At 73.2% G+C, this 20,705-nt stretch carries 23 protein-coding genes and 1 pseudogene; 11 read left to right on the top strand and 13 right to left on the bottom strand.

What is annotated here, in order from left to right; all coding sequences use genetic code 11:
• Positions 1-283 precede the first annotated feature (283 nt).
• Positions 284-889, bottom strand: a complete 606-nt coding sequence (locus ABD347_RS00985) for a hypothetical protein (protein ID WP_344355277.1) — start codon at positions 887-889, stop codon at positions 284-286.
• A 90-nt stretch (positions 890-979) separates the two neighbouring features.
• On the opposite strand from ABD347_RS00985, the gene npdG reads away from it, so the two are divergent.
• Together npdG and ABD347_RS00975 are read left to right on the top strand one after the other, a co-directional pair.
• Positions 980-1,654: an NADPH-dependent F420 reductase gene (npdG, locus tag ABD347_RS00980; protein ID WP_344355276.1), complete on the top strand. Its 675-nt coding sequence runs from the start codon at positions 980-982 to the stop codon at positions 1,652-1,654.
• Between the two features lie 68 nt (positions 1,655-1,722).
• Positions 1,723-1,890, top strand: coding sequence for a hypothetical protein (locus ABD347_RS00975; RefSeq protein WP_344355275.1), 168 nt, complete (start codon positions 1,723-1,725; stop codon positions 1,888-1,890).
• On the opposite strand, the gene ABD347_RS00970 is transcribed toward ABD347_RS00975, so the two are convergent.
• Entirely contained in the window at positions 1,880-2,686 is an 807-nt protein-coding gene (locus tag ABD347_RS00970) for a site-2 protease family protein (protein WP_344355274.1), read from the bottom strand. The genes ABD347_RS00975 and ABD347_RS00970 overlap by 11 nt on opposite strands.
• A 587-nt stretch (positions 2,687-3,273) precedes the next feature.
• Here ABD347_RS00970 and ABD347_RS00965 point away from each other — a divergent pair.
• Entirely contained in the window at positions 3,274-3,495 is a 222-nt protein-coding gene (locus ABD347_RS00965) for a hypothetical protein (protein ID WP_344355273.1), read from the top strand.
• Here the strand turns inward: ABD347_RS00965 and ABD347_RS00960 are convergent.
• The 3 genes and pseudogenes from ABD347_RS00960 to panB all read right to left on the bottom strand — a co-directional run.
• Positions 3,396-4,182: pseudogene (locus tag ABD347_RS00960) on the bottom strand (ATP-binding cassette domain-containing protein); the annotation flags it as partial. The gene ABD347_RS00965 and the pseudogene ABD347_RS00960 overlap by 100 nt on opposite strands.
• A 131-nt stretch (positions 4,183-4,313) precedes the next feature.
• Complete coding sequence (locus ABD347_RS00955; RefSeq protein WP_344355272.1) at positions 4,314-4,679, bottom strand: cupin domain-containing protein; 366 nt, start codon at positions 4,677-4,679, stop codon at positions 4,314-4,316.
• A 126-nt stretch (positions 4,680-4,805) separates the two neighbouring features.
• Positions 4,806-5,669 carry a 3-methyl-2-oxobutanoate hydroxymethyltransferase gene (gene panB / locus ABD347_RS00950; protein WP_344355271.1) on the bottom strand — a complete coding sequence of 288 codons (864 nt, stop codon included), beginning with the start codon at positions 5,667-5,669 and terminating at the stop codon, positions 4,806-4,808.
• Positions 5,670-5,972: 303 nt separating this feature from the next.
• Between panB and ABD347_RS00945 the strand changes: the two genes are divergently transcribed.
• Both ABD347_RS00945 and ABD347_RS00940 read left to right on the top strand, forming a co-directional pair.
• On the top strand, positions 5,973-6,998 hold the full coding sequence (locus tag ABD347_RS00945; RefSeq protein ID WP_344355270.1) for an endonuclease/exonuclease/phosphatase family protein: 1,026 nt from the start codon (positions 5,973-5,975) through the stop codon (positions 6,996-6,998).
• A 143-nt stretch (positions 6,999-7,141) separates the two neighbouring features.
• Positions 7,142-8,371: an MFS transporter gene (locus ABD347_RS00940; RefSeq protein WP_344355269.1), complete on the top strand. Its 1,230-nt coding sequence runs from the start codon at positions 7,142-7,144 to the stop codon at positions 8,369-8,371.
• Here the strand turns inward: ABD347_RS00940 and ABD347_RS00935 are convergent.
• The gene (locus tag ABD347_RS00935; RefSeq protein WP_344355268.1) at positions 8,337-10,097 is read right to left on the bottom strand and encodes an NAD+ synthase; all 1,761 of its coding nucleotides are present in this window, start codon (positions 10,095-10,097) and stop codon (positions 8,337-8,339) included. The two genes, ABD347_RS00940 and ABD347_RS00935, sit on opposite strands and share 35 nt — an antisense overlap.
• A 102-nt stretch (positions 10,098-10,199) precedes the next feature.
• On the opposite strand from ABD347_RS00935, the gene ABD347_RS00930 reads away from it, so the two are divergent.
• Positions 10,200-11,036, top strand: a complete 837-nt coding sequence (locus tag ABD347_RS00930; protein ID WP_344355267.1) for an alpha/beta fold hydrolase — start codon at positions 10,200-10,202, stop codon at positions 11,034-11,036.
• 418 nt (positions 11,037-11,454) lie between these two features.
• Here the strand turns inward: ABD347_RS00930 and ABD347_RS00925 are convergent, their stop codons facing one another.
• The 5 genes from ABD347_RS00925 to ABD347_RS00905 all read right to left on the bottom strand — a co-directional run bounded on the left by ABD347_RS00925 (position 11,455) and on the right by ABD347_RS00905 (position 14,873).
• Positions 11,455-11,877, bottom strand: coding sequence for a CBS domain-containing protein (locus tag ABD347_RS00925; protein WP_344355266.1), 423 nt, complete (start codon positions 11,875-11,877; stop codon positions 11,455-11,457).
• A gap of 156 nt (positions 11,878-12,033) precedes the next feature.
• Complete coding sequence (locus ABD347_RS00920) at positions 12,034-12,669, bottom strand: DUF305 domain-containing protein (RefSeq protein WP_344355265.1); 636 nt, start codon at positions 12,667-12,669, stop codon at positions 12,034-12,036.
• Entirely contained in the window at positions 12,666-13,313 is a 648-nt protein-coding gene (locus tag ABD347_RS00915; RefSeq protein ID WP_344355264.1) for a thioredoxin-like domain-containing protein, read from the bottom strand. Before ABD347_RS00915 ends, ABD347_RS00920 begins: the two co-directional genes overlap by 4 nt.
• Positions 13,314-13,378: 65 nt before the next feature.
• A complete protein-coding gene (locus ABD347_RS00910) occupies positions 13,379-13,759 on the bottom strand; it encodes a hypothetical protein (protein ID WP_344355263.1) in 381 nt (126 codons plus the stop codon).
• 31 nt (positions 13,760-13,790) lie between these two features.
• Complete coding sequence (locus ABD347_RS00905) at positions 13,791-14,873, bottom strand: PP2C family protein-serine/threonine phosphatase (protein WP_344355262.1); 1,083 nt, start codon at positions 14,871-14,873, stop codon at positions 13,791-13,793.
• Between the two features lie 119 nt (positions 14,874-14,992).
• Here ABD347_RS00905 and ABD347_RS00900 point away from each other — a divergent pair, with 119 nt between their 5' ends.
• The 3 genes from ABD347_RS00900 (at position 14,993) to ABD347_RS00890 (ending at position 17,281) form a co-directional block, all read left to right on the top strand.
• Positions 14,993-16,354, top strand: a complete 1,362-nt coding sequence (locus tag ABD347_RS00900; RefSeq protein WP_344355261.1) for a glutamine synthetase family protein — start codon at positions 14,993-14,995, stop codon at positions 16,352-16,354.
• 121 nt (positions 16,355-16,475) lie between these two features.
• Positions 16,476-16,700, top strand: coding sequence for a S1 domain-containing protein (locus ABD347_RS00895; protein WP_344355260.1), 225 nt, complete (start codon positions 16,476-16,478; stop codon positions 16,698-16,700).
• A gap of 317 nt (positions 16,701-17,017) precedes the next feature.
• Positions 17,018-17,281 (top strand): 4a-hydroxytetrahydrobiopterin dehydratase, encoded by a 264-nt coding sequence (locus ABD347_RS00890; RefSeq protein ID WP_425575545.1) that lies wholly within the window; start codon positions 17,018-17,020, stop codon positions 17,279-17,281.
• Between the two features lie 136 nt (positions 17,282-17,417).
• Here the strand turns inward: ABD347_RS00890 and ABD347_RS00885 are convergent, their stop codons facing one another.
• A complete protein-coding gene (locus tag ABD347_RS00885; RefSeq protein WP_344355259.1) occupies positions 17,418-18,005 on the bottom strand; it encodes a helix-turn-helix domain-containing protein in 588 nt (195 codons plus the stop codon).
• Between the two features lie 99 nt (positions 18,006-18,104).
• Between ABD347_RS00885 and ABD347_RS00880 the strand changes: the two genes are divergently transcribed.
• On the top strand, positions 18,105-19,529 hold the full coding sequence (locus tag ABD347_RS00880; protein WP_344355258.1) for an MFS transporter: 1,425 nt from the start codon (positions 18,105-18,107) through the stop codon (positions 19,527-19,529).
• Between the two features lie 11 nt (positions 19,530-19,540).
• Positions 19,541-20,053, top strand: coding sequence for a DinB family protein (locus ABD347_RS00875; protein ID WP_344355257.1), 513 nt, complete (start codon positions 19,541-19,543; stop codon positions 20,051-20,053).
• A 10-nt stretch (positions 20,054-20,063) separates the two neighbouring features.
• Here ABD347_RS00875 and ABD347_RS00870 read toward each other — a convergent pair whose 3' ends face one another.
• Entirely contained in the window at positions 20,064-20,495 is a 432-nt protein-coding gene (locus tag ABD347_RS00870) for a VOC family protein (protein WP_344355256.1), read from the bottom strand.
• Between the last annotated feature and the right edge of the window lie 210 nt (positions 20,496-20,705).

The following is a 20,705-nucleotide window of genomic DNA, read 5'->3' as shown; positions in this document are numbered from 1 at the left end:
GCGGGGCCGTGACCGGCGTACGCGGGCGGGCCCGGCCCGACGGGCCGGAAGCCCCGGGGCCCGTGGCCCGGGGCGAACGCCACGGAGAGGCCGGGCAGCGGGGCCGTCAGGCGGTCGGTCAGGCGGGCCGGACGGTCCCGGAAGCGTCGGCGGCCGGGCCGGGCGGCCGGGTGTCCCCTAGCCCGGGCCGCGCGGCGGCGGCAACCGGCGGCCGAACCGGGAGCCCGCCGGGCCATGCGGTGGCGGGCGTCGGCAGCCGGGTTGTGGACTCGCTGCGGCAGCGTCACCAGTGCTGCGGTGGCGGGGCCGTCAGGTGGTCGGTCAGGCGGGCCAGACGGTCCCGGAAGCGTCGGCGGCCGGGCCGGGCGGCCGGCAGGGTGTTCTCACCCGCCGCCGCGCTCACCAGGTGCTGCACCACGTCGAGGTCCACGTCGTCCGCCTCCGTCACCGTCAGCGCCTCGTGCGCCAGTCCCCGCACCTCCCGGTCGCCGCCGTCCAGCGACAGCACCGTCGCGCCCGCCCGCCGCGCGTCGTGCACCCGCTCCAGCAGGCCGCCACCCGGCCGCTCCGGCGCCACCACCAGCAGCGTCTCGCCCCGCCCGGCCGCCTCCAGCCGCCCGAGGCCCACCGCGAGGTGCGCCGGGCCGGCCGGCCGCGCCCCGTGCCGCACCAGCGTGGGCGCCAGCTCCGGCCGGCCCGACCAGGCCGCCTCGTCGACCAGGTGCGCGGCCAGGTGCCACGGCTCGTACCGCTCCGTACCCACCAGCAGCAGCCCGCCGCCCTGCGGCACCACGGAGGACCGCAGGACCCCGGCGAACCGGCGGGCCGCCGCGGGCCACTCCGTACCGTCCAGAACCTCACGCAGCAGCGCGACACGTACGGCATCCATGGCGCCGTATCCTGCCCCTCCCCACGGGCACCGCGCGGGCGTTCGGCGTCGCGTCACCCGCACGGGGGCGCGCCCCGTAATGTCGGGACCATGACTACTGATCCGTACGACCTTCCCGACGTCTCCGGGCTCGTCGTCGGTGTCCTCGGCGGCACCGGCGACCAGGGCCGCGGCCTCGCCCACCGCCTCGCCCGCGCCGGCCAGCAGGTGATCATCGGCTCGCGGGCGGCCGAGCGTGCCCAGGCGGTCGCCGCCGACCTGGGCCGGGGCGTCGAGGGCGCCGACAACGCCGAGTGCGCGCGGCGCAGCGACATTGTGATCGTCGCCGTGCCGTGGGAGGGGCACGCCAAGACCCTGGAGTCGCTCCGCGAGGAGCTGCGCGGCAAGCTCGTCGTCGACTGCGTCAACCCCCTCGGCTTCGACAAGAAGGGCGCCTACGCCCTCAGGCCCGAGGAGGGCAGCGCCGCCGAGCAGGCCGCCGCCCTGCTGCCCGACTCGCGCGTCACCGCCGCCTTCCACCACCTGTCCGCCGTCCTCCTCCAGGACGAGTCGGTGGAGGAGATCGAGACGGATGTGATGGTGCTGGGCGAGAAGCGCGCCGACACCGACATCGTGCAGGCCCTCGCGGGCCGCATCCCCGGTATGCGGGGCGTCTTCGCCGGGCGGCTGCGCAACGCCCACCAGGTCGAGTCGCTGGTCGCCAACCTGATCTCGGTCAACCGCCGCTACAAGGTCCACGCCGGCCTGCGCGTGACGGAGGTCTGACGGCCGAGGCGCATGGGGGACACTGGACGGGCACGTCGCACGCCGTACCCCGACAGGAGCCGTCCCCCATGCCCCGCCTCGCTCTGTACGCCCTCGCCGTCTGCGTCCTCGCCGCCGCCGCGGCGGTGGTCTCCTTCGTCCAGGGCACCTGGCTCGGCATCATCTGGGTGCTGCTGGCCGGCGTCTCCTCGAACATGGCGTGGTACTACCACCGCCGGGCGAAGGTCACTGGCTGACGACCTCCTCGCAGAGGGCGTTCCGCTCCTGCCAGAAGCGGTACAGGTCCTGCCCGCAGTACGTATCCACGTCCCGCACGCCCAGCGCCTGCAGGACGGTGTCGACCAGCCCGAAGAAGGCGTGGTTGATCTCCGGCACGAAGAGCAGCGCGAACACCGCGAGCAGACCGAACGGGGCGAACGGCTCCACCTGGCGGCGGATCCTGTACGACAGCCACGGCTCCACCACCCCGTAACCGTCCAGGCCCGGCACCGGCAGGAAGTTCAGGATCGCGGCCGTCACCTGCAACAGCGCCAGGAACGCCAGGGCGAAGCGGAAGCCGAACGGCACACCGTCCAGCGTGCCCAGCCAGAACGGGGCGGTGCACACCAGGGCGAACAGGACGTTCGTCAGCGGCCCGGCCGCGGAGACCAGACTGTGCTTCCACCGGCCCCGGATGCGGTGCCGCTCGATGAAGACGGCGCCGCCGGGCAGTCCGATGCCGCCCATGATCACGAACGCCACCGGCAGCACGATGCTCAGCAGCGCGTGCGTGTACTTCAGCGGGTTGAGCGTGAGGTAACCCTTCGCGCCGATGGTGAGGTCGCCGCCGTGCAGCGCCGTGCGGGCGTGCGCGTACTCGTGGAGACAGAGCGAGACGATCCACCCGGACGTCACGAAGAGGAAGACGGCGAGGCCCAGGTCGGCCGAGAAGCCCGTCCACACCGCCCATCCGGTGACCGCCATGATGGCGGCGATCCCCAGGAAGACGGGGCTGACCCTCCGGTCGCTGGTGCGGGAGGTGGCGGTGGCCATGGGCGGCGCTCCTGAAAGGCGGGACGGGCGGGTGCGGACCGGTCGACCGTACCGGACGCGGCACGAACGGCGGAGGGAAGGAGAATGGGCGGTGCGCATCTCCGTACTCGGTCCCCCGCAGGTCCACCGCGCGGACGGCTCCGCCGTACCGGTGGGCGGGGCACGGCTGCGCGCGCTCCTCACGGTGCGCCGGCGCTGTCGGCCCGCGCCGAGGCCGGCGAGCGGCGCGGCGAGTTCGCGGGGGGCGGCGGAGGACTTCGCGGCGGCCGTCGGCCACGCCGAACGGCTCGGCGCGCAGGCCCAGGTGGCGCTGCTGAGCGTCCGGTACGCCGGGACGCTCACCGAGACCGGCCGGGGCGCCGGGAGCGAGGCCATCCTCCGCGACGTCCTGGCGCGCGGCCGCGGCGCCGGGCACGAGGCCGTCCCAGCCGCGCTCCTGTACCTGGCGATGTGGCTCGGCCGCACCGGCCGCACCGGCGGCACCGGCTGCACCGGCGGCACCGGCTGCACCGGCGGCACCGGCCGCACCGGCCGCACCGGCGAGGCCCGGGAGCAACCGGACGCACTGCTGGGCGACTTCGCCGCCGATGGCCCTGTCGCTCGTGGAGGGCTTCCCGCTCGGCGTACTCGCCTGGCTCGACATTCTCGACGGGCGGTACGCCGACGGCCTCGACCGGGCGGTCCGCGCGCCGGCCCGCGCCGGGGAGCGGCTGGGCAGATGCGTGTCGCTGTCGGCGAGGCCGAAGCCCCGCGCGCCCAGCAGGCCGACGGCCGCGGTCAGTTGTCCGTCGCTGCGGATCGGTACGTAGAGCCGGCCCTCGTCGGGGACGACCGCGCCCCCGCGACGCCGGACAGCCCGGCGTCGTCCAGCGCCCGCGCCATCATGGGCAGTTCGCCGGGGTCGGCTGGCCGGATGCGGAGGGCGCGTCCGCCGGCCTTCGCCTTGCGTTCGTCGACCCCGCCGCCGGCGATGACCCGCCCCGGTCGATCACGGTGAGCTCGTGCGCCAGCCGCTCGGCCTCCTCCATGTACTGGGTGGTGAGCAGGACGGTCACGCCCTCGGCGACCATCCGCTGGACCTCGTCCCACACCTCGTTCCGGGTCCGGGGGTCCAGGCCCGTGGTCGGCTCGTCCAGGTAGAGGACGGCCGGGCGGCCGATCATGGAGGCGGCCAGGTCGAGGCGGCGCCGCATGCCGCCGGAGTGCGTCAGCTTCTCGGCGACCGACGCGTACTGTCCGGTGAGCCCGATCGTGCGGCGCAGCTGCCGCGGCTGGCGTACGACGTCGTAGCCGGCCACCGTGGCGGTCCCGGCGTCCGGGACGATCAGGGTGGACAGGCAGCGGACAAGGGTGGTCTTCCCGGCGCCGTTGGGGCCGAGCACGCCCAGGACGGTGCCCTCGCGTACGTCGAGATCCACCCCGTCCAGCGCTCTGGTGTCGCCGTAGTGCTTGACGAGGCCTCGTACCTCGACGGCGTTGGTGTCGGATCGCGTCATGCCCTCATGGCACCAGCCGCCACCGACACCTCACCGACAGCGGCGGGACGCCACCGACGCGGCACCGACAGACCCGCTCGCCGCTCGCCCGCGCGGCGCCGTCGGCCGGGCGCCACGGCTCAGGAGGCCGATTACGCGGAGACCGCGTAGTCGCCGAACCCGACCCAGTCGAGCATGACGCAGGGCTCGTCCCCGAGGACCCACGCGTCGTGACCGGGTTCGATGGCGGTGAAGTCACCGGGGCCGACCTCGTCCTCGGTGCCGTCGTCCATGACGACCTTCATCCGGCCGCTGACCACGTAACCCGCGTGCGCGGCCTGGCAACTGTCGGTACCGGCGAGGGGCTTGACGTGCCGGGACCACTGCCAGCCCGGCTCGAAGACGGCCCGGCCGACCGGGCCCCTGTCGGTGTTGACGAGATCGAGTTCGCCCTTGCCGTCCTCGAACGGCCGGACCTCGTCCGCGGAGTCGAAGTTCTTGCGCACGATTCCGGGCATGATGACCGCCTCCTGGCGGGGTTGAGCGTGGGTCCCCGAGTCCGACTTCCAGCCTACGCCCGCCCGTACAAGCCGACAGCCCGCCGATGGGGGAAGTCGGCGGGCCGTCGTCTGTACCGGGAGTGGCTAGTGGAAGGTGTGCTCCTCCTGCGGGAACGTTCCGCCGACCACCTCGCCGGCGAACGCGCGTGCCGCGTCGCCGAGCGTCTGCCGGAGGTCGGCGTACTGCTTGGTGAAGCGTGGCACCTTGCCGCCGGTGAGTCCGGCCATGTCGGTCCACACCAGGACCTGCGCGTCGGTGTCGGGTCCCGCGCCGATGCCGATGGTCGGGATGTGCAGGGACCGGGTGACCTCGGCGGCGAGTTCGGCCGGGACCAGCTCCAGCACCACCGCGAAGGCTCCCGCGTCCTGGGCGGCCTTGGCGTCGCACAGCAGCCGGTGGGCGGCCTCGTCGCCGCGGCCCTGCACCCGGTAGCCCATGGTGTTGACGGACTGCGGGGTCAGACCCAGGTGCGACATCACCGGGATACCGGCCTGGACCAGCGTCTCGGTCTGCGGCAGCGAGCGCTCGCCGCCCTCCAGCTTGATCGCGCCGACGCCCGCCTCCTTCACCAGCCGCGTCGCCGAGCGCAGGGCCTGCACGGGGCCCTCCTGGTACGAGCCGAAGGGCAGGTCGCCGACGACCAGGGCGCGCTTGGTGCCCCGTACGACGGCGGCGGAGAGCAGGGTCATCTCGTCCATCGTGACGGGCACGGTGGTGTCGTAGCCGAGGTGGCAGTTGCCCATCGAGTCGCCGACCAGGATCACCGGGATGCCGGCCTCGTCGAAGACGGAGGCGGTCATCGCGTCGTAGGCGGTGAGCATGGGCCACTTCTCGCCGCGCTCCTTGGCGCCGGCGAGGTCGAGCACGGTGATGCGGCGGGTTCCCTTGCCGCCGTACAGCGCCTTGGCGCTGTCGGCGGGCTGCTTCGGGGCAGCCTGAAGCGTCATGTGAACGGCTCCTTCGTCATCTCGAGGCGCCCTCACGGCGTCCCCGGACCACATCCATGGTGGCACTTCGTGCCGTGCGGGGGGAAGTGGGCCCGCGGCCATCTCCGCCCGGCCGGCGGGCACGGGGCGGCCGGGCCCGTTTGTGCGCGTTCTGTCACAGCTCGCGATCCGGCCGCGACCCCCGGAACCCGGCGTGACGCCTCATCGTCCTCGTGGCAGTACGGCCGTCCCGTGATCCCCTAGGGTCGGGACGGGGCGGGACGTACGACAGAGCACGACGAGCAAGGCAGTGAGGACGGCGGCATGACGCGGGTGGACATGACGGAGACGGGGAACGGCGGCGCGCGGGAGCAGCGGCGCACCGGATCCCGGGTCCGGTCGGTGCTCGACCGCTGGCGCCACGACCCCGGCGTCTGGCGCCGGGGCACCCTCCTCGCGGCGTCCGCCGTGCTGCTCGCGCTCCTGATGGTCTTCCACGCCCAGATCCCGAACAAGATCGGCAACCTGGGCAGCCTGACGGAGACGTTCCTGCCGTGGCTCGGCGTCTTCATTCCGGTGATCCTCGTGGCCGCCGTGCTGCGCCGTTCGGCCACCGCGCTGATCGCCGCCCTGCTGCCCGGCGTCATCTGGCTCAACTTCTTCGGCGGGCTGGTCACCGACAAGTCGGGCGCCGGGGGCGACCTGATGGTCGTCTCGCACAACGTCAACGCCGACAATCCGGACCCCGAGGGCACCGCCCGCCGGATCGCCGGCTCGGGGGCGGACGTCGTGGCGCTGGAGGAGCTCAAGCCCGGCATGGTCCCGGTGTACGAGCGGGCGCTCGCCGACACGTACCCGTACCACTCGGTCCAGGGCACCGTCGGCCTGTGGAGCAAGCACCCGATGAGCGACAGCCGCCCGGTGGACATCCGGCTGGGGTGGACGCGGGCGATGCGCGCCACCGTGACCGTGCCCCAGGGCGAGGTCGCGGTCTACGTGGCCCACCTGCCCTCCGTGCGGGTCAAGCTGAACGCCGGGTTCACGGCCAACCAGCGTGACGACAGCGCCGACGCGCTGGGGGAGGCGATCGTCCGCGAGGAGCTGGGCAAGGTGATCCTGCTCGGTGACCTCAACGGCACGATGAACGACCGGTCGCTCAACGCCGTCACGTCCCAGATGCGGTCCACGCAGGGCGCCGCCGGTGACGGTATGGGCTTCAGCTGGCCGGCCGCCTTCCCGATGACGCGGATCGACCAGATCCTGGTGAAGGGCGTCGAGCCGGTGGCGTCGTGGACGCTGCCGGCGACGGAGAGCGACCACCTGCCGATCGCAGCACGCGTCACGCTCTGACCTTCGATCTCGAGACGCGGCGGCAATCCGGCGTTCACTTCGGGGAACAACTGGCGTGAGGCCATTTGTTCAGTAAGGGAACTTAAGGCGCCGGGAGCTAGCACCGCGACCCCGGCACGTCGCGTCTCGAAAGGCACTCTCCCATGCCCCTGGCGTTGCTCGCCCTGGCCACAGCCGCCTTCGGCATCGGCACGACCGAGTTCGTGATGATGGGGCTCCTCCCCAATGTCGCGGACGACCTGCACACCTCCGTCCCCACCGCCGGGTACCTGGTCTCGGCGTACGCGATCGGCGTCGTCGTCGGCGCCCCCCTGCTCACCGCCCTCGGCTCCCGGCTCCCGCGCAGGCGGATGCTCCTGCTGCTGATGGCGCTGTTCACCGTCGGCAACCTCGCCTCCGCCCTCGCACCCGGCTTCGGCACGCTCGTCGCCGCGCGGATACTGGCCGGACTGCCGCACGGCGCGTTCTTCGGCGTCGGCGCGGTCGTCGCCGCCCGCCTGGTCCGTGAGGGCCGGCAGGCACGCGCGGTCGCCACCATGTTCCTCGGCCTGACCGTCGCCAACATCGTGGGCGTACCCGCCGCGACCCTGCTCGGCCAGCACCTCGGCTGGCGCGCCACCTTCCTGGTCGTCACCGTGATCGGCCTGGTCGCCATGGCCGCGCTCGCCGCGCTCGTCCCGTACGTCCCCGTCGACGAGCGCCAGAGCCTCGGCCGCGAGCTGCGGGCGCTGGGCGACCGGCAGGTGCTGCTCGGGCTGCTGACGGCCGTCTTCGGCTTCGCGGGCGTCTTCGCCGTCTACGCCTACCTCGCCTCGATGACCACCGAGGTCATGGGCTTCGGCGAGTCCTCCGTCACCCTGGTCCTCGCCCTCTTCGGCATCGGCATGACCCTGGGCGCCCTCGTCGCGGGCCCCCTCACCGACCGGGCGCTGCGGCCCACGCTGTACGGGTCGCTCGCCGCGCTCGCGGTGGTGCTGGTGACGTTCCGCCTCACCATGCACGTGCAGTGGGCCGCCCTGGTCCTGGTGGCCGTGCTCGGCGCGGTCGGCTTCATGACCACCACCCCGCTCCAGATGCTCGTCATGGACAAGGCCCGGCACGCCCCCACCCTGGCGTCCGCCTCCAACCACTCGGCGTTCAACCTCGCCAACGCGGGCGGCGCCTGGCTCGGCGGCACCGCCATCGCCGCGGGCTGGGGCTGGACCTCACCGGCGCTGGTCGGCGCGGCCCTGGCGGTGGCGGGCCTGGCGATCGCCGTCACGGCCGGGCTCATGGACACGGCGAAGGGGGCCTCCCGCGTCGTCGCGGGAAGCCCCCTCGCCGAGGACCGGGCGGGGGTCAGCCCGTCGTCGTCTCCCGCCAGCGGTTCGTGATCGGCAGCCGCCGGTCCTTGCCGAAGCCCTTGGCCGAGATCTTGGTGCCCGGCGGGTACTGGCGCCGCTTGTACTCCGCCGTGTCCACCATGCGCAGCGTCCGCGTCACCAGCTCCTCGTCGAAGCCGGCGGCGACGATCGCGTCCTTGCCCTGGTCGCGGTCGACGTACAGCTCCAGGATCCGGTCCAGGACGTCGTAGTCCGGCAGCGAGTCCGTGTCGACCTGCCCGGGGCGCAGCTCGGCGCTGGGCGGCTTGGAGATGGAGCTCTCCGGGATCGGCGGGGTCTGGCCCCGCTCCTCGGCCGCCCGGTTGCGCCACCGCGCGAGGCGGAAGACCGTCGTCTTGTACACGTCCTTGATGGGCCCGTACGCGCCGACCGAGTCGCCGTAGAGCGTCGAGTAGCCCACCGCCAGCTCCGACTTGTTGCCCGGCGCGAGCACGATGTGACCCTCCTGGTTGGAGATCGCCATCAGCATCGTGCCGCGCAGCCGCGACTGGAGGTTCTCCTCCGCGAGCCCCGTCAGGCCCAGCGAGCCCATGTACGCGTCGAACATCGGCTCGATCGGCACGGTGCGGAAGTTCAGCCCCGTGCGGCGGGCCAGCTCCGCCGCGTCACCCTTGGAGTGGTCGGAGCTGTACTTCGACGGCATCGACACGCCGTACACGTTCTGCGCGCCCAGCGCGTCACAGGCGATCGCCGCGACCAGCGCCGAGTCGATGCCGCCGGACAGGCCGATCAGCACGGAGCGGAAACCGTTCTTCGCGGCGTACGCGCGAAGGCCCACCACCAGCGCGGTGTACACCTCCTCGTCGTCGTCCAGCCGCTCCGCGTACCCGCCGGTCAGCTCCGGCTCGTACGCCGGGAGCGGCTCCTCCGACAGGACCACCCGCTCGATGGTCAGGCCGTCGTCGACGACGCCCGTCGGCGCATCGGGGGAGGCGGCCGGCAGGTCGAGGTCCAGCACCACGCTGCCCTCCGCGAACTGCGGCGCCCGCGCGACGACCTCGCCGTCCTTGTCCACCACGATCGAGTCGCCGTCGAAGACCAGCTCGTCCTGACCGCCGATCATCGCCAGGTAGGCGAGGGTGCAACCGGCCTCCTGGGCACGCTTGCGCACCAGCTCCAGACGGACGTCGTCCTTGTTCCGCTCGTACGGCGAGGCGTTGACCGAGACCAGCAGGCCCGCGTGCGCGCTGCGGGCGGCCGGCACCCGGCCGCCCTCCTGCCACAGGTCCTCGCAGATGGCGAGCGCGACGTCGACCCCGTGGACCCGGACGACGGGCATGGTGTCGCCGGGCACGAAATACCGGAACTCGTCGAAGACTCCGTAGTTCGGCAGGTGGTGCTTGGCGAACGACAGCACCACGTCCCCGCCGTACAGCACCGCGGCGGCGTTCCGCGGCGCGCCGGCGGGCTGGCCGTACCGGGGCTGGGCCTTCTCCGAGCGGTCCAGATAACCGACGATCACCGGAAGCTCTCCGTATCCCTCGTCGGCGAGCCGCGCGGCGAGTGCCCGCAGCGCGCTGCGGGACGCCTCGACGAAGGACGACCGCAGGGCCAGGTCCTCGACGGGGTAGCCGGTCACCACCATCTCGGGGAACGCGACCAGATGCGCTCCCTGCTCGGCGGAGTGCCGGGTCCAGTGGACGATCGCCTCGGCGTTCGCGGCGAGATCGCCGACGGTCGAGTCGATCTGATTCAGGGCGAGGCGTAGTTGAGGCACGCCGGCCAGTGTAATCGTCAGAGCGACACGATGCCCCGGCGCTCCCCGTGCCCCGCGCATGGCAGTCTGACCTCCGGTGCACGCGGCGGCGAGGGGGAACGGATGAGCTTCGCGTGGTCGGGGTTCGTACGGGTCGGGGGAGTGCCCCACCACGTGGTCGTGGAGGGCGGCGGCCCGGTCTGCGTGCTCGGCGCCGGGCTCGCCATGAGCTGGTTCGACTGGGACCCCGACGTCCCGCTGCTGGCACCGCACCGCACCGTCGTCCGCTTCGACCGGCCCGGCCACGGCCTGAGCGGCCCGGCCGCCGCGGCGCCCACCGCTGCCGGTGAGGCGCACCGGATCGCGGGCCTCCTCGACGCCCTCCGGCTCGACGGGCCCGCGACCGTCGTCGGGCACTCCATCGCCGGGTTCCACGCCGAGGCGTTCGCCCGGCTCCACCCGGAGCGGACCGCCGGGGTGGTCCTCGTCGACACGTCCGTCGAGGAGCACGCCCGGGCGCCCGCCGCCCCGGCCGTCCGGACCGCCCTGGCGCGTGCCGCCGCCGCCGTGCTCCGCGCCACCGGGGCGCCCGCCGCGCTCGGCCCGCTCACCCGCCGCGCCGTGGTCCGCCTCTCCCGGCCCGGCCACGCGCCGGACCCCGCCCCCGCCGCGCTGGTACGCCGCTGCTACGCGACCTCCCGGGTGCTGCGCGGCGCCCTGCTGGAGAACACGCACTACCGGGCCGTCGCCGCCGAGCTCCTCGCCCTCCGCGAACGCCGGCCCCTCCCGAGGGGCGTCCCGGTCACCGTGCTCGCCGCGCCCGCGTCCCCGCGCTGGACGGCCCGCCAGCGGGCCCTCGCCGACCTGCTCGGCGCCCGCTTCCAGACCGTCCCCGGGTCGGGTCACCTGATGATGCTGGACCGCCCGGAGGCCCTCGCCGCCGCGGTCCTCGCCCGGTAGCCGCCCCACGGCGCGGCGGTCGGCGCCCCTGCGGCCGGGCGGCCGCGTACAGGGCCCGTACCGGAGGCGGCCGGCGCCCCCGGCTCACCCGCCCACGCGGCCCGGCCCCACCCCGCCGGCGCCGTGCCGGCCACGGGCGGCGGCGGGCGGGACCCCGCCGGGTCCTCGCCGGGCCCGCCGGGCGACGCGCGCAGGGCCACAGGGACACCGGTGGGCGGGACGCGACCGAGCCTCGCCGGTCAGGTGCGCCGGGCCCTTCGACGGCGGCGCGGACCTTCCCGACAGGTGATGTCACCGCCTGCGGCCACGCGGAGAGCGGAGAACAGCGGCCACCCGGCCGCGGCGGGACCGCCGGGGCGACACGCGCAGGGGCGTGACGCGCCGTGCGCGTCACGCCCCTGACACGGGGAGGAGAACGTCAGCGCCGGTGCTCGTAGACCTTCTCCGCCCAGTCGGCGACCTGCGTGTCCGACAGGTGACGGGCGAGGTCGGCCTCGCTGATCATGCCGACCAGCCGCTTGTTCTCGATCACCGGGAGACGCCGGATGCGGTGGCTCTTCATCTCCCGCAGCACGTCCTCCACGTCCGCGTTCGCGTCGATCCAGCGCGGCGTGCCCTTGGCCATGTCACCCGCCCTGACCCGCGCCGGGTCGTGTCCCTGGGCCACACAGCCGACGACGATGTCGCGGTCGGTGAGAATGCCGCAGAGCCGTTCGTTCTCGTCCGCGATGGGCAGCGCGCCCACATCGAGGTCACGCATCATCTGCGCGGCACGGTCGAGGGTCTCGTGAGCGGGGAGCCACTCGGCTCCGGGGTGCATGATGTCCTTGGCGGTGGTCATGGGGTTCTTTTCCTCCGGAAACGCCATAGAGCGCCGTACGTCGGTCCCCGAGCGCCTCCATTCTCATCGCGCCCATGCCACCCCGCGACCGCTGCACCGCCGTACGGCCGCCCCGGGACAACCCCGGGACGGCCGTACACGGCGCACCAACGGGCGCTACGGCTTCGCGCCGCGCTTCCTGAGCATGTCGGCCATCAGCGCGATCTCCGACTCCTGGGCGTCGACCATGCCCTGGGCCAGGTCCCGCTCGACGCCGGGGCGGCACTGCTCGACGCAGCCCTGCGCCATGTGCACACCGCCCTCGTGGTGCTCGGTCATCAGCCGCAGGTACAGGACCTCCGCCTGCCTGCCGCTCGCCGCCCGGAGCGCGTCGAGCTCCGCCTCCGTCGCCATGCCCGGCATCAACCCGTCCGCGGAGGAGTGGTGGGCGCCCCCCATCCAGGCCATCGGCTCCCGGTCCATGGAGACCTTCGGCAGGCCCCACATGTCCAGCCAGCCCAGCATCATCCCGCGCTGGTTCGCCTGGGTGTTGGCGATGTCGTACGCCAGCCGGCGCACCTCCTCGTCCTCCGTGCGGTCCCGCACGAGGAAGGACATCTCCACCGCCTGCTGATGGTGGTCCGACATGTCCCGGGCGAACCCGGCGTCCGCCGAGTCCGCCGTCGGCGTGCCCGGTGACCGCACCCCGCCGCCGTCCCCGGCGGTGGCCACCGCCGCCGCGCCCGCGAAGAGCAGCGCGAGCACGACCGCCGTGACGGCCGCCCAGTGCGTACGGGTGAGGGTGAGCGTCACTGGCCCACTCCGCCGGTGCACGCCGCGCCCGGCTCGGGCGTCTGCGGCCCCTGGATGTACTTGGTGAAGAAGGCGTCCACGCGCGGGTCGTCGGCCCCGTCCACCGTGACCTGCTTGCCCCAGGCGCTCAGCATGATGGCCCCGGCCTGGTCCTTCACCGGGCTCATCAGCGAGTACGAGGTCTTCCCGACCTTCTCCTCGAGCTTCTTCACATCGGCGGCGGGCGCCTTGTCGTTGTACGTCACCCACACCGCGCCGTGCTCCAGGGAGTGGACGGCGTTCTCGTTGCGCACCGGCTTCTTGTAGACGTCACCGTCGCAGTTCTGCCACGCCGGGTGGTGGTCGCCACCGACCGGCGGCTTCATCGGGTAGGAGACCGGCGTCGTGGGGTGGTTGCGGCCGAGCTTCTTCGCGTCCCAGGTCTTCTCGTCCTTGATCGGGGCCTTGGCAGCCGCCTCCTGCTGCTGCTTCTCCTCGTTCTCCTTGTTGAGCACGTACGCGCCGAAGCCGACGAGGCCGGCGACCACGGCCGTGCTCAGGACGATGGTGATGAGGCGGTTGCGGCGCTCGCGAGCCTGCTCCGCGCGGCGCATCTCCTCTATTCGGGCGCGGCGGTCGGCGGCGGACGATCGGTTGGCAGCCATGGTGGTTTTTCCTTCGCGGGGGAGTGGAGGGTGGTGTTTTCGCGTCCGGAACTGCGGCGGGCCGCCTAGGTCCGCAGCACCTGGAGGACATGGAGATCCGGCGCGCGCGGCCGCGCCCCGGTGGCGGCGGGCCGCCCGGCGCCGCGGTGCGGCCCCACCCGCACGAGAGCGTCCGCCTGGGGCGGCGGGTCGAGAAGCGGGGCGGTGAGGACGGCGGGGGTGAGGTACGGGAAGAGCCCGCAATCGCTCCGGTCGTACGGGCACGCGTACTCGGTGACCAGGTGCCCGGTGGCGGTGTGCCCGGCGACCGCGCGCTCGTGACCGCCGTCTCGGCCCCCCGTACCACCGTGCGGGGAGAGACAGACGCAGAGCACGGCGAGCAGCGTCGCCACGGCGCCGACCAGCGCCATGGGACGCGCGATGCGTGTGAGCCCGTGGCCCCCCATGGGCGCTGATGGTAATGCGCGGACCGCCCGGTCAGCCACGCCCGCCCGGTGTACTGAGCGCCAGCAGCGCCACGTCGTCGGCGACCTCGCCCGCGTACGACGACAGGTCGCGCCACACCGACCGCACCAACTCCACCGGGGAGACGGGCCCTGCCCCCACCTCCCGCAGCCGTGCCGCCAGCGGGTAGAAGGCACCGGTGGAGTCCCGCGCCTCCGTCACCCCGTCCGTGTGCGCGAGCAGCATGTCCGTCGGCCGTATCGGCACCGTCACCGCCTCCGGCGCCCGGAACTCCATCAGCCCCAGCCCCAGCGGCGCCCCCGGCGTCAGCGCCACCTCCCGCGCCCCGTCTCCGTCCACCACCAGCGGCGCCGGGTGACCGCAGCTGAGCACCCGCACCGCCGCACCGCCCGGCGGGAACTCCACCAGCACCGCCGTCGCGAACACCTCCGCGTCCTCCCGGCCCGCCGAATCCACCACCAGGCGCCGGTCCAGCCGCGCCGCCACCCCGGCCAGGTCCGGCTCGTCGAGCACCGCCTCCCGGAACGTCCCCAGCAGCGCCGACACCGTCCCGACCGCGGCCAGGCCGTGCCCCTTCACATCGGCGACGATCGCCCGCACCCCGTACGGCCCGTCCTGCACGTCGTACAGGTCGCCGCCCACCAGCGTGCCCCGCTCCGCCGCCCGGTACAGCGCACCGCACCGCACCGGACCCACCCGCTCCGGCAACGGCGGCAGCACGGCGAGCTGGGCCGCCTCCGCGACCGTCCGCACCGACACCAGCTGCGCGTCCCGCCGCACGCGTATCCCCGCCAGCACCACGCTGACCACCCCGATCAGCCCGAACGCCAGCAGGTCGCCGTAGGTGACGTCATCGGCGCGGATCGAGGGCATCAGCAGCAGCGCGAACATGGTGCCCGCCACAGCGGCGGTGCCCGCCATCCCGTACAGGAGCGTCGTCAGGGGCGGGACCACGGCGAACGCGAAACCGAGCTGCACGCTCCGGGGCGTGGTCAGCTGGACGACCACCAGCAGCACCATCGTCAGCCACGGCAGCAGGCGCAGCCAGGCCGGCGGCCGGCCGGCGCCGGGCAACTGCTGTGTGCCACGGTCCATGGGACCAGTCTGCGAGGCCTCCGTTACCTACGCCACAGAGCTCCATGCACTATGGGTTCGCAACGTGCACGAAACCGTGTGGTGGCATGCTGGCCTGATCAGCGAGGATGGGTGTGGAAATGGACAAGCAGCAGGAATTCGTACTCCGTACGCTCGAGGAGCGCGACATCCGGTTCGTGCGCCTGTGGTTCACGGACGTGCTCGGCTTCCTGAAGTCCGTCGCCGTGGCCCCCGCCGAGCTCGAACAGGCCTTTGACGAAGGCATCGGCTTCGACGGCTCGGCGATCGAGGGCTTCGCCCGGGTGTACGAGTCGGACATGATCGCCAAGCCCGATCCGGCCACCTTCCAGATCCTGCCGTGGCGGGCGGAGGCACCGGGAACGGCCCGGATGTTCTGCGACATCCTGATGCCCGACGGCTCGCCGTCCTTCGCGGACCCCCGGTACGTCCTCAAGCGGATCCTCGCCAAGACCTCCGACCTCGGGTTCACCTTCTACACCCACCCCGAGATCGAGTTCTTCCTGCTGAAGAACAAGCCCCTGGACGGCTCCCGCCCCACTCCGGCGGACAACTCCGGCTACTTCGACCACACGCCGCAGAACGTCGGCATGGACTTCCGCCGCCAGGCGATCACCATGCTCGAGTCGATGGGCATCTCGGTCGAGTTCAGCCACCACGAGGGCGCGCCCGGCCAGCAGGAGATCGACCTCCGCTACGCCGACGCCCTGTCGACCGCCGACAACATCATGACGTTCCGCCTGGTCATGAAGCAGGTGGCGCTGGAGCAGGGGGTGCAGGCCACGTTCATGCCGAAGCCCTTCTCGGAGTACCCCGGCTCCGGCATGCACACCCACCTCTCCCTCTTCGAGGGCGACCGCAACGCCTTCTACGAGTCGGGTGCCGAGTACCAGCTCTCCAAGGTGGGCCGCTCCTTCATCGCGGGCCTGCTGCGCCACGCGGCGGAGATCTCGGCCGTCACCAACCAGTGGGTCAACTCCTACAAGCGGATCTGGGGCGGTTCCACCCGCACCGCCGGCTCGGGCGGCGAGGCCCCCTCGTACATCTGCTGGGGCCACAACAACCGCTCCGCCCTGATCCGTGTCCCCATGTACAAGCCGGGCAAGACCGGCTCGGCCCGCGTCGAGGTCCGCTCCATCGACTCGGGCGCCAACCCCTACCTGACGTACGCGGTCCTGCTGGCGGCCGGCCTGAAGGGCATCGAGGAGGGCTACGAACTCCCCGCCGGCGCGGACGACGACGTCTGGGCGCTCTCCGACGCCGAACGCCGCGCCATGGGCATCGAGCCGCTGCCGCAGAACCTCGGCGAGGCGATCTCCCTGATGGAGCGCAGCGAACTGGTCGCCGAGACGCTCGGCGAGCACGTCTTCGACTTCTTTCTCCGCAACAAGAAGCAGGAGTGGGAGGAGTACCGCTCCGAGGTCACCGCGTTCGAGCTGCGGAAGAACCTGCCGGTGCTGTAAGCCCGGGCGCCCGGGCGCCGGGAGGCACCGGGGCCCGCGACGGTCGGCACCTGCCCCGGAGCCTGGTTGACGACGTGCCCCCTTGCGCGGGCGGCGGACGCGGCCCCCTAGGGTTCGTCGCATGGTGACGGCGACTGTCCGCGAGTGGCGTGAAGAGGAGGGGTGGGGGGTGCTCGACTCCCCGGAGACCCCGGGCGGGTGCTGGGGCCACTACTCCCACATCCGGATGGAAGGGTTCCGCACGCTGGCGGCGGGGCAGCGGGTGGAACTCCAGTGGGAGGCCCCCGGTTTCCGGCAGGACGGGTACGACTACCGGGCGGTGGCCATCGTGCCCCGGCCCGCCTGACGCCCAGGGGCGGTCCACCGCCGGCGGGGCGTGTCCGTCTTCCGGCCGGTGGCCGTGCAGGGCCCGGAAGCGGCCGGACTCCTGCCGGCCCGCACAGCGGGTGGGGGCCGAGTCCGCACGCGAGGGCGAGGCCAATGCGAGGGGCGCAGCGTCGCGGGGCCGACCGTCGTGAACGGTCGGCCCCGCGGTGACTTACCGGGTTCCCGGCTCCGGGCCACGGGCGGCGGGCCCGACGAACCGCTCCGAGATGACGTGGCCGAGACCGAGGGAGACGCCGCAGTGCTCGGTGAGGCGAGATCGCGGCATACCTGGAGAACGTGCCGAACTGGCGCAGGACCGGCGACTCGATCACCGCGGCCTATCGCATCAGGTACCACGGCGGCGTGGCGCTGATCGTGCATGTCGCCGATGTCGAGCGGCTGATCAGCCACCACGCGGACATCGACCTGCGCTGGGATCACGTGCGGTTCACCGTCACCACGCACGACGTCGGACACAAATTGACGCCCGCGGATTTCGACCTCGCGCAGCGCATCGACAAGATCGCGGCTGCACACGAGGCCCGGCCGTTGGCCGAGTGACCGTCGCGGGAGGAAGACCCCAGGCCACCGGGCTGATCAGAGGGAGCCCCGCAGCGACGGCAACGCCGGACCGTATCGGCGGACGGACGTGCTTGTGCGCCACCCATGAGGCACCGTGGCGGTCCGACGAGCCGCGTCAGTCGTGCGCGCCCGGGGCGCTCGGCGGCGTGCGCGTGACCGCCTGGTCGCCCCGGGGGCCGAACAGGTGCAGGATCTCCACGGCTTCCGTGCCCGCCGGGCCGAACCAGTGGGGTTCCCTGGTGTCGAACTCGGCCACCTCGCCGGGGCGCAGGACGCTTTCCTGGTCCCCGAGGAGGAGGCGCAGCTCGCCGGCGAGGACGTAGAGCCATTCGTAACCGTTGTGCGTCACCAGCTTCGGCTCGCGGGGGGCCAGCACCTGCTTGAACACCTGCACCCGGCCCGGGTACTGCGTCAGGGGCACCAGAACGCTGCCATGGCCTTGGCGCAGGGGCTTCAGGTGCACCCGGGGGTCGCCGGTGGCCGGGGCGGCCACCAGCTGGTCGAGGGCGACGCGGTGCGCACGGGCGAGCGGGATCAGCAGGTCCAGCGTCGGGCGCCGTTTGCCCGACTCCAGGCGGGACAGGGTGCTCACCGAGATCCCGGTCGCCGCCGCGAGCGCCTCCAGGGTCAGTCCCCGGTCCCGGCGCAACGTGCGCAGCCGGGGGCCGATGCCGTCGATCGTCTGCCGCAGTTCCGCGTCCATGCGCCCAGTTTTGCAGCCTTCGCAAACTTCCTGGGCGCCGGCCGGCTTCCGGGCCGAGCATGACCGGGCCGGACGCCATGTGGACGTGAGAGGCAGGCCGTGACCGCGACGACTGACACCCAGCAGACCCAGCCCGTGCCCGTACTGAGCGCGCGAAGGCGCTGGACGGTGCTGGCCGTCTGCTGCCTGAGCATGTTCCTGGTGGGCCTGGACACCACCATCGTCAACGTGGGTCTGCCGGAGATAGGGCGTGCTCTGGACATCGGGACCCTCGGCCTCGAATGGGTCGTGGACGCGTACACCCTCGTCCTGGCCGGGCTGCTGATCTCCTCCGGCGCGCTGGCGGACAGGTACGGCCGCCGGCGGGTGTTCCGGACCGGGCTCGTCGTCTTCGGCGCGGCTTCCCTGGCCTGCGCGATCGCCCCGTCGGCCGGTGTGCTCGTCGCGGCCCGGGCCGTGCAGGGGATCGGTGCCTCGATGCTCAGCCCGGTGGCGCTCGCCATCGTGGTGAACGCGATGCCCGACCCCAGGGAACGGGCACGGGCGATCGGCGTCTGGGCGTCGGTCTTCGGGCTCAGCATGGCCGCCGGACCCGTGGCGGGCGGCGCCCTCATCGCCGCCTTCGGCTGGCGGTCACTGTTCTGGATCAACGCGCCGGTCATCCTCGCCGCCCTCGTACTCACCGCGGTGTTCGTACCGGAGTCCCGCGCCCCACGGGCCCGGCGGCTCGACCTGCCGGGGCAGGCGCTGCTGGCCCTGGCCATCGGGGTGTCGGTCGGCGTCCTCATCGAAGGCCCCCGCGTCGGCTGGACGTCCCTCCCGGCGCTGGGCGCCTACGCGGTCGCCGTCGCGGCGGCGGTCGCCTTCGTACGGGTCGAGTCACGCCGGCGGGAGCCGCTGATGGACCCGGGGCTCTACCGCAGCCCCGCCTTCACCGGAGCCGTCCTGGGCGCGGTGGCGGTCTTCGTCGCCCTGAACGTGACGCTGCTGCTCACCACCTTCTACCTGCAGCACGCCCGGGGCTGGACACCGCTCGCGGCCGGGCTGGCCACCCTGCCCATGGCGCTGGGAGCGACCGTGTGCGCACCCCTGTCCGGCCGGCTGACCGGCAGCCGCGGACCGCGACCGCCGCTCGTCCTGGCCGGCGGCTTCCTCACGGCCGGCGGCCTGAGCCTGACCGGGCTCGACCAGGACACCGGCGTCCCCCTGCTCCTGCTCGCCTACGCGCTGATCGGCACCGGGTTCGGCTTCGCCAACGCCCCCCTCACCACCACCGCGGTGAGCGGGCTGCCTCCCGCCCGCGCCGGCGTGGCCGGTGCGATCACCTCCACCGCGCGCCAGTTCGGCGCCGCGGTCGGCATCGCCCTCGCCGGCGGGCTGGTCGCGGACACCGCCCCGGAGGGGCTGGCCCAGGCGTCCCGCCCCGGCTGGCTGCTGGTTGCCGGGTGCGGACTGTTCCTGTTCGTCGTGGCCCACGCCTCGCGCCGGGAAAAGCGGGTGCGTCCGCAGGAGCCGCCGCGCTAACGTCCGCGCCCATGACCATTCCCCGTGACAGGCCCCCCTTCGAAGCGGACGAGCGGACGCAGCTCGTCGGCTGGCTCGACCTCCAGCGCTCGATCGTCCGGTGGAAGTGCGAGGGACTGTCGCACGAGGACGCGTACCGCGCCGTCCTGCCGCACTCGCCGGACATGACGGTGGCCGGGATCCTCCACCACCTGCGGTGGGTGGAGAACGCCTGGTTCGAGGTGCTGTTCCTCGGCGGGCCCGCCGAGGGCCCGCAGTTCGACGAGACCGCCGAGGACCTCGACATGAAGCCCGACGGCGTGCCGCTCGCACAGCTCCTGGAGGAGTACGAGCGGCAGTGCGCCGTCTCGAACGAGATCGTCGCGGCACACGCCCTGGACGAGACCGGCCGTCATCCGGACTTCCGTTCCGCCCGGGCCAGCCTGCGGTGGATGCTGATCCACATGGTCGAGGAGACCGCGCGGCACGCCGGGCACCTGGACGCGATCCGGGAGCTGCTCGACGGGCGGAAGGGCTACTACTGAGCCGGGCGGGCTAGCGTTCCGAAAGCTCGGAAGGGGCCTCCTGGACCGTCCAGCCGTTGCCGTCCGGGTCCTTGAAGAACATGAACGAGTTCCACGTCTCGCCCTTGCCCTCCGTCCAGCCGGCCGGTCCCACGTGCCGGACCGGGCTCACCTCCACACCCCGGGCCGTCAGCCGCTCGCGGGCCGCCTCGATGTCGGTCACGCACAGCTGGAGGCCGTGCAGGGAGCCCGGCGCCATCACCTCCTCGCCCGGCGCCGGGGGCATACCGCTCTGCAGGGCGATCGAGCAGCGCGACCCCGGCGGGGTCAGCTGGACGATGCGGATCCCCGGGGCCACCTCGGTGTCCAGGTCGACCGTGAAACCGCACGCGGTGCCGTAGAAGTCCTTCGCCCGGTCCAGATCGGTGACCGGGACGAGGACCACTTCGAGTGTCCAGTTCACAGGCTCTCCTCCATCACTGAGTACGCGTCGGTGAGTACGTACGTACATCAAAGCCGGACTCCGGGCCTGACGCGGGCTCATCGCTCCCAGGGCGACCAGTTCAGCCGCCCGTCCAGCCCCAGCGTCGCGAAACCCGCCGGGACGGCCGCCGGCGCGCCGGCGAACAGCGCCCGCCCGCTCACCCACGGGCCCCCGGGCCCGTGCCGCGTG

This window comes from Streptomyces gobitricini, assembly GCF_039532985.1.
Taxonomy (GTDB): domain Bacteria; phylum Actinomycetota; class Actinomycetes; order Streptomycetales; family Streptomycetaceae; genus Streptomyces; species Streptomyces gobitricini.
The sequence above is the reverse complement of the archived record's forward strand: the minus strand, read 5'-3'. Positions and strand labels throughout refer to the sequence as shown.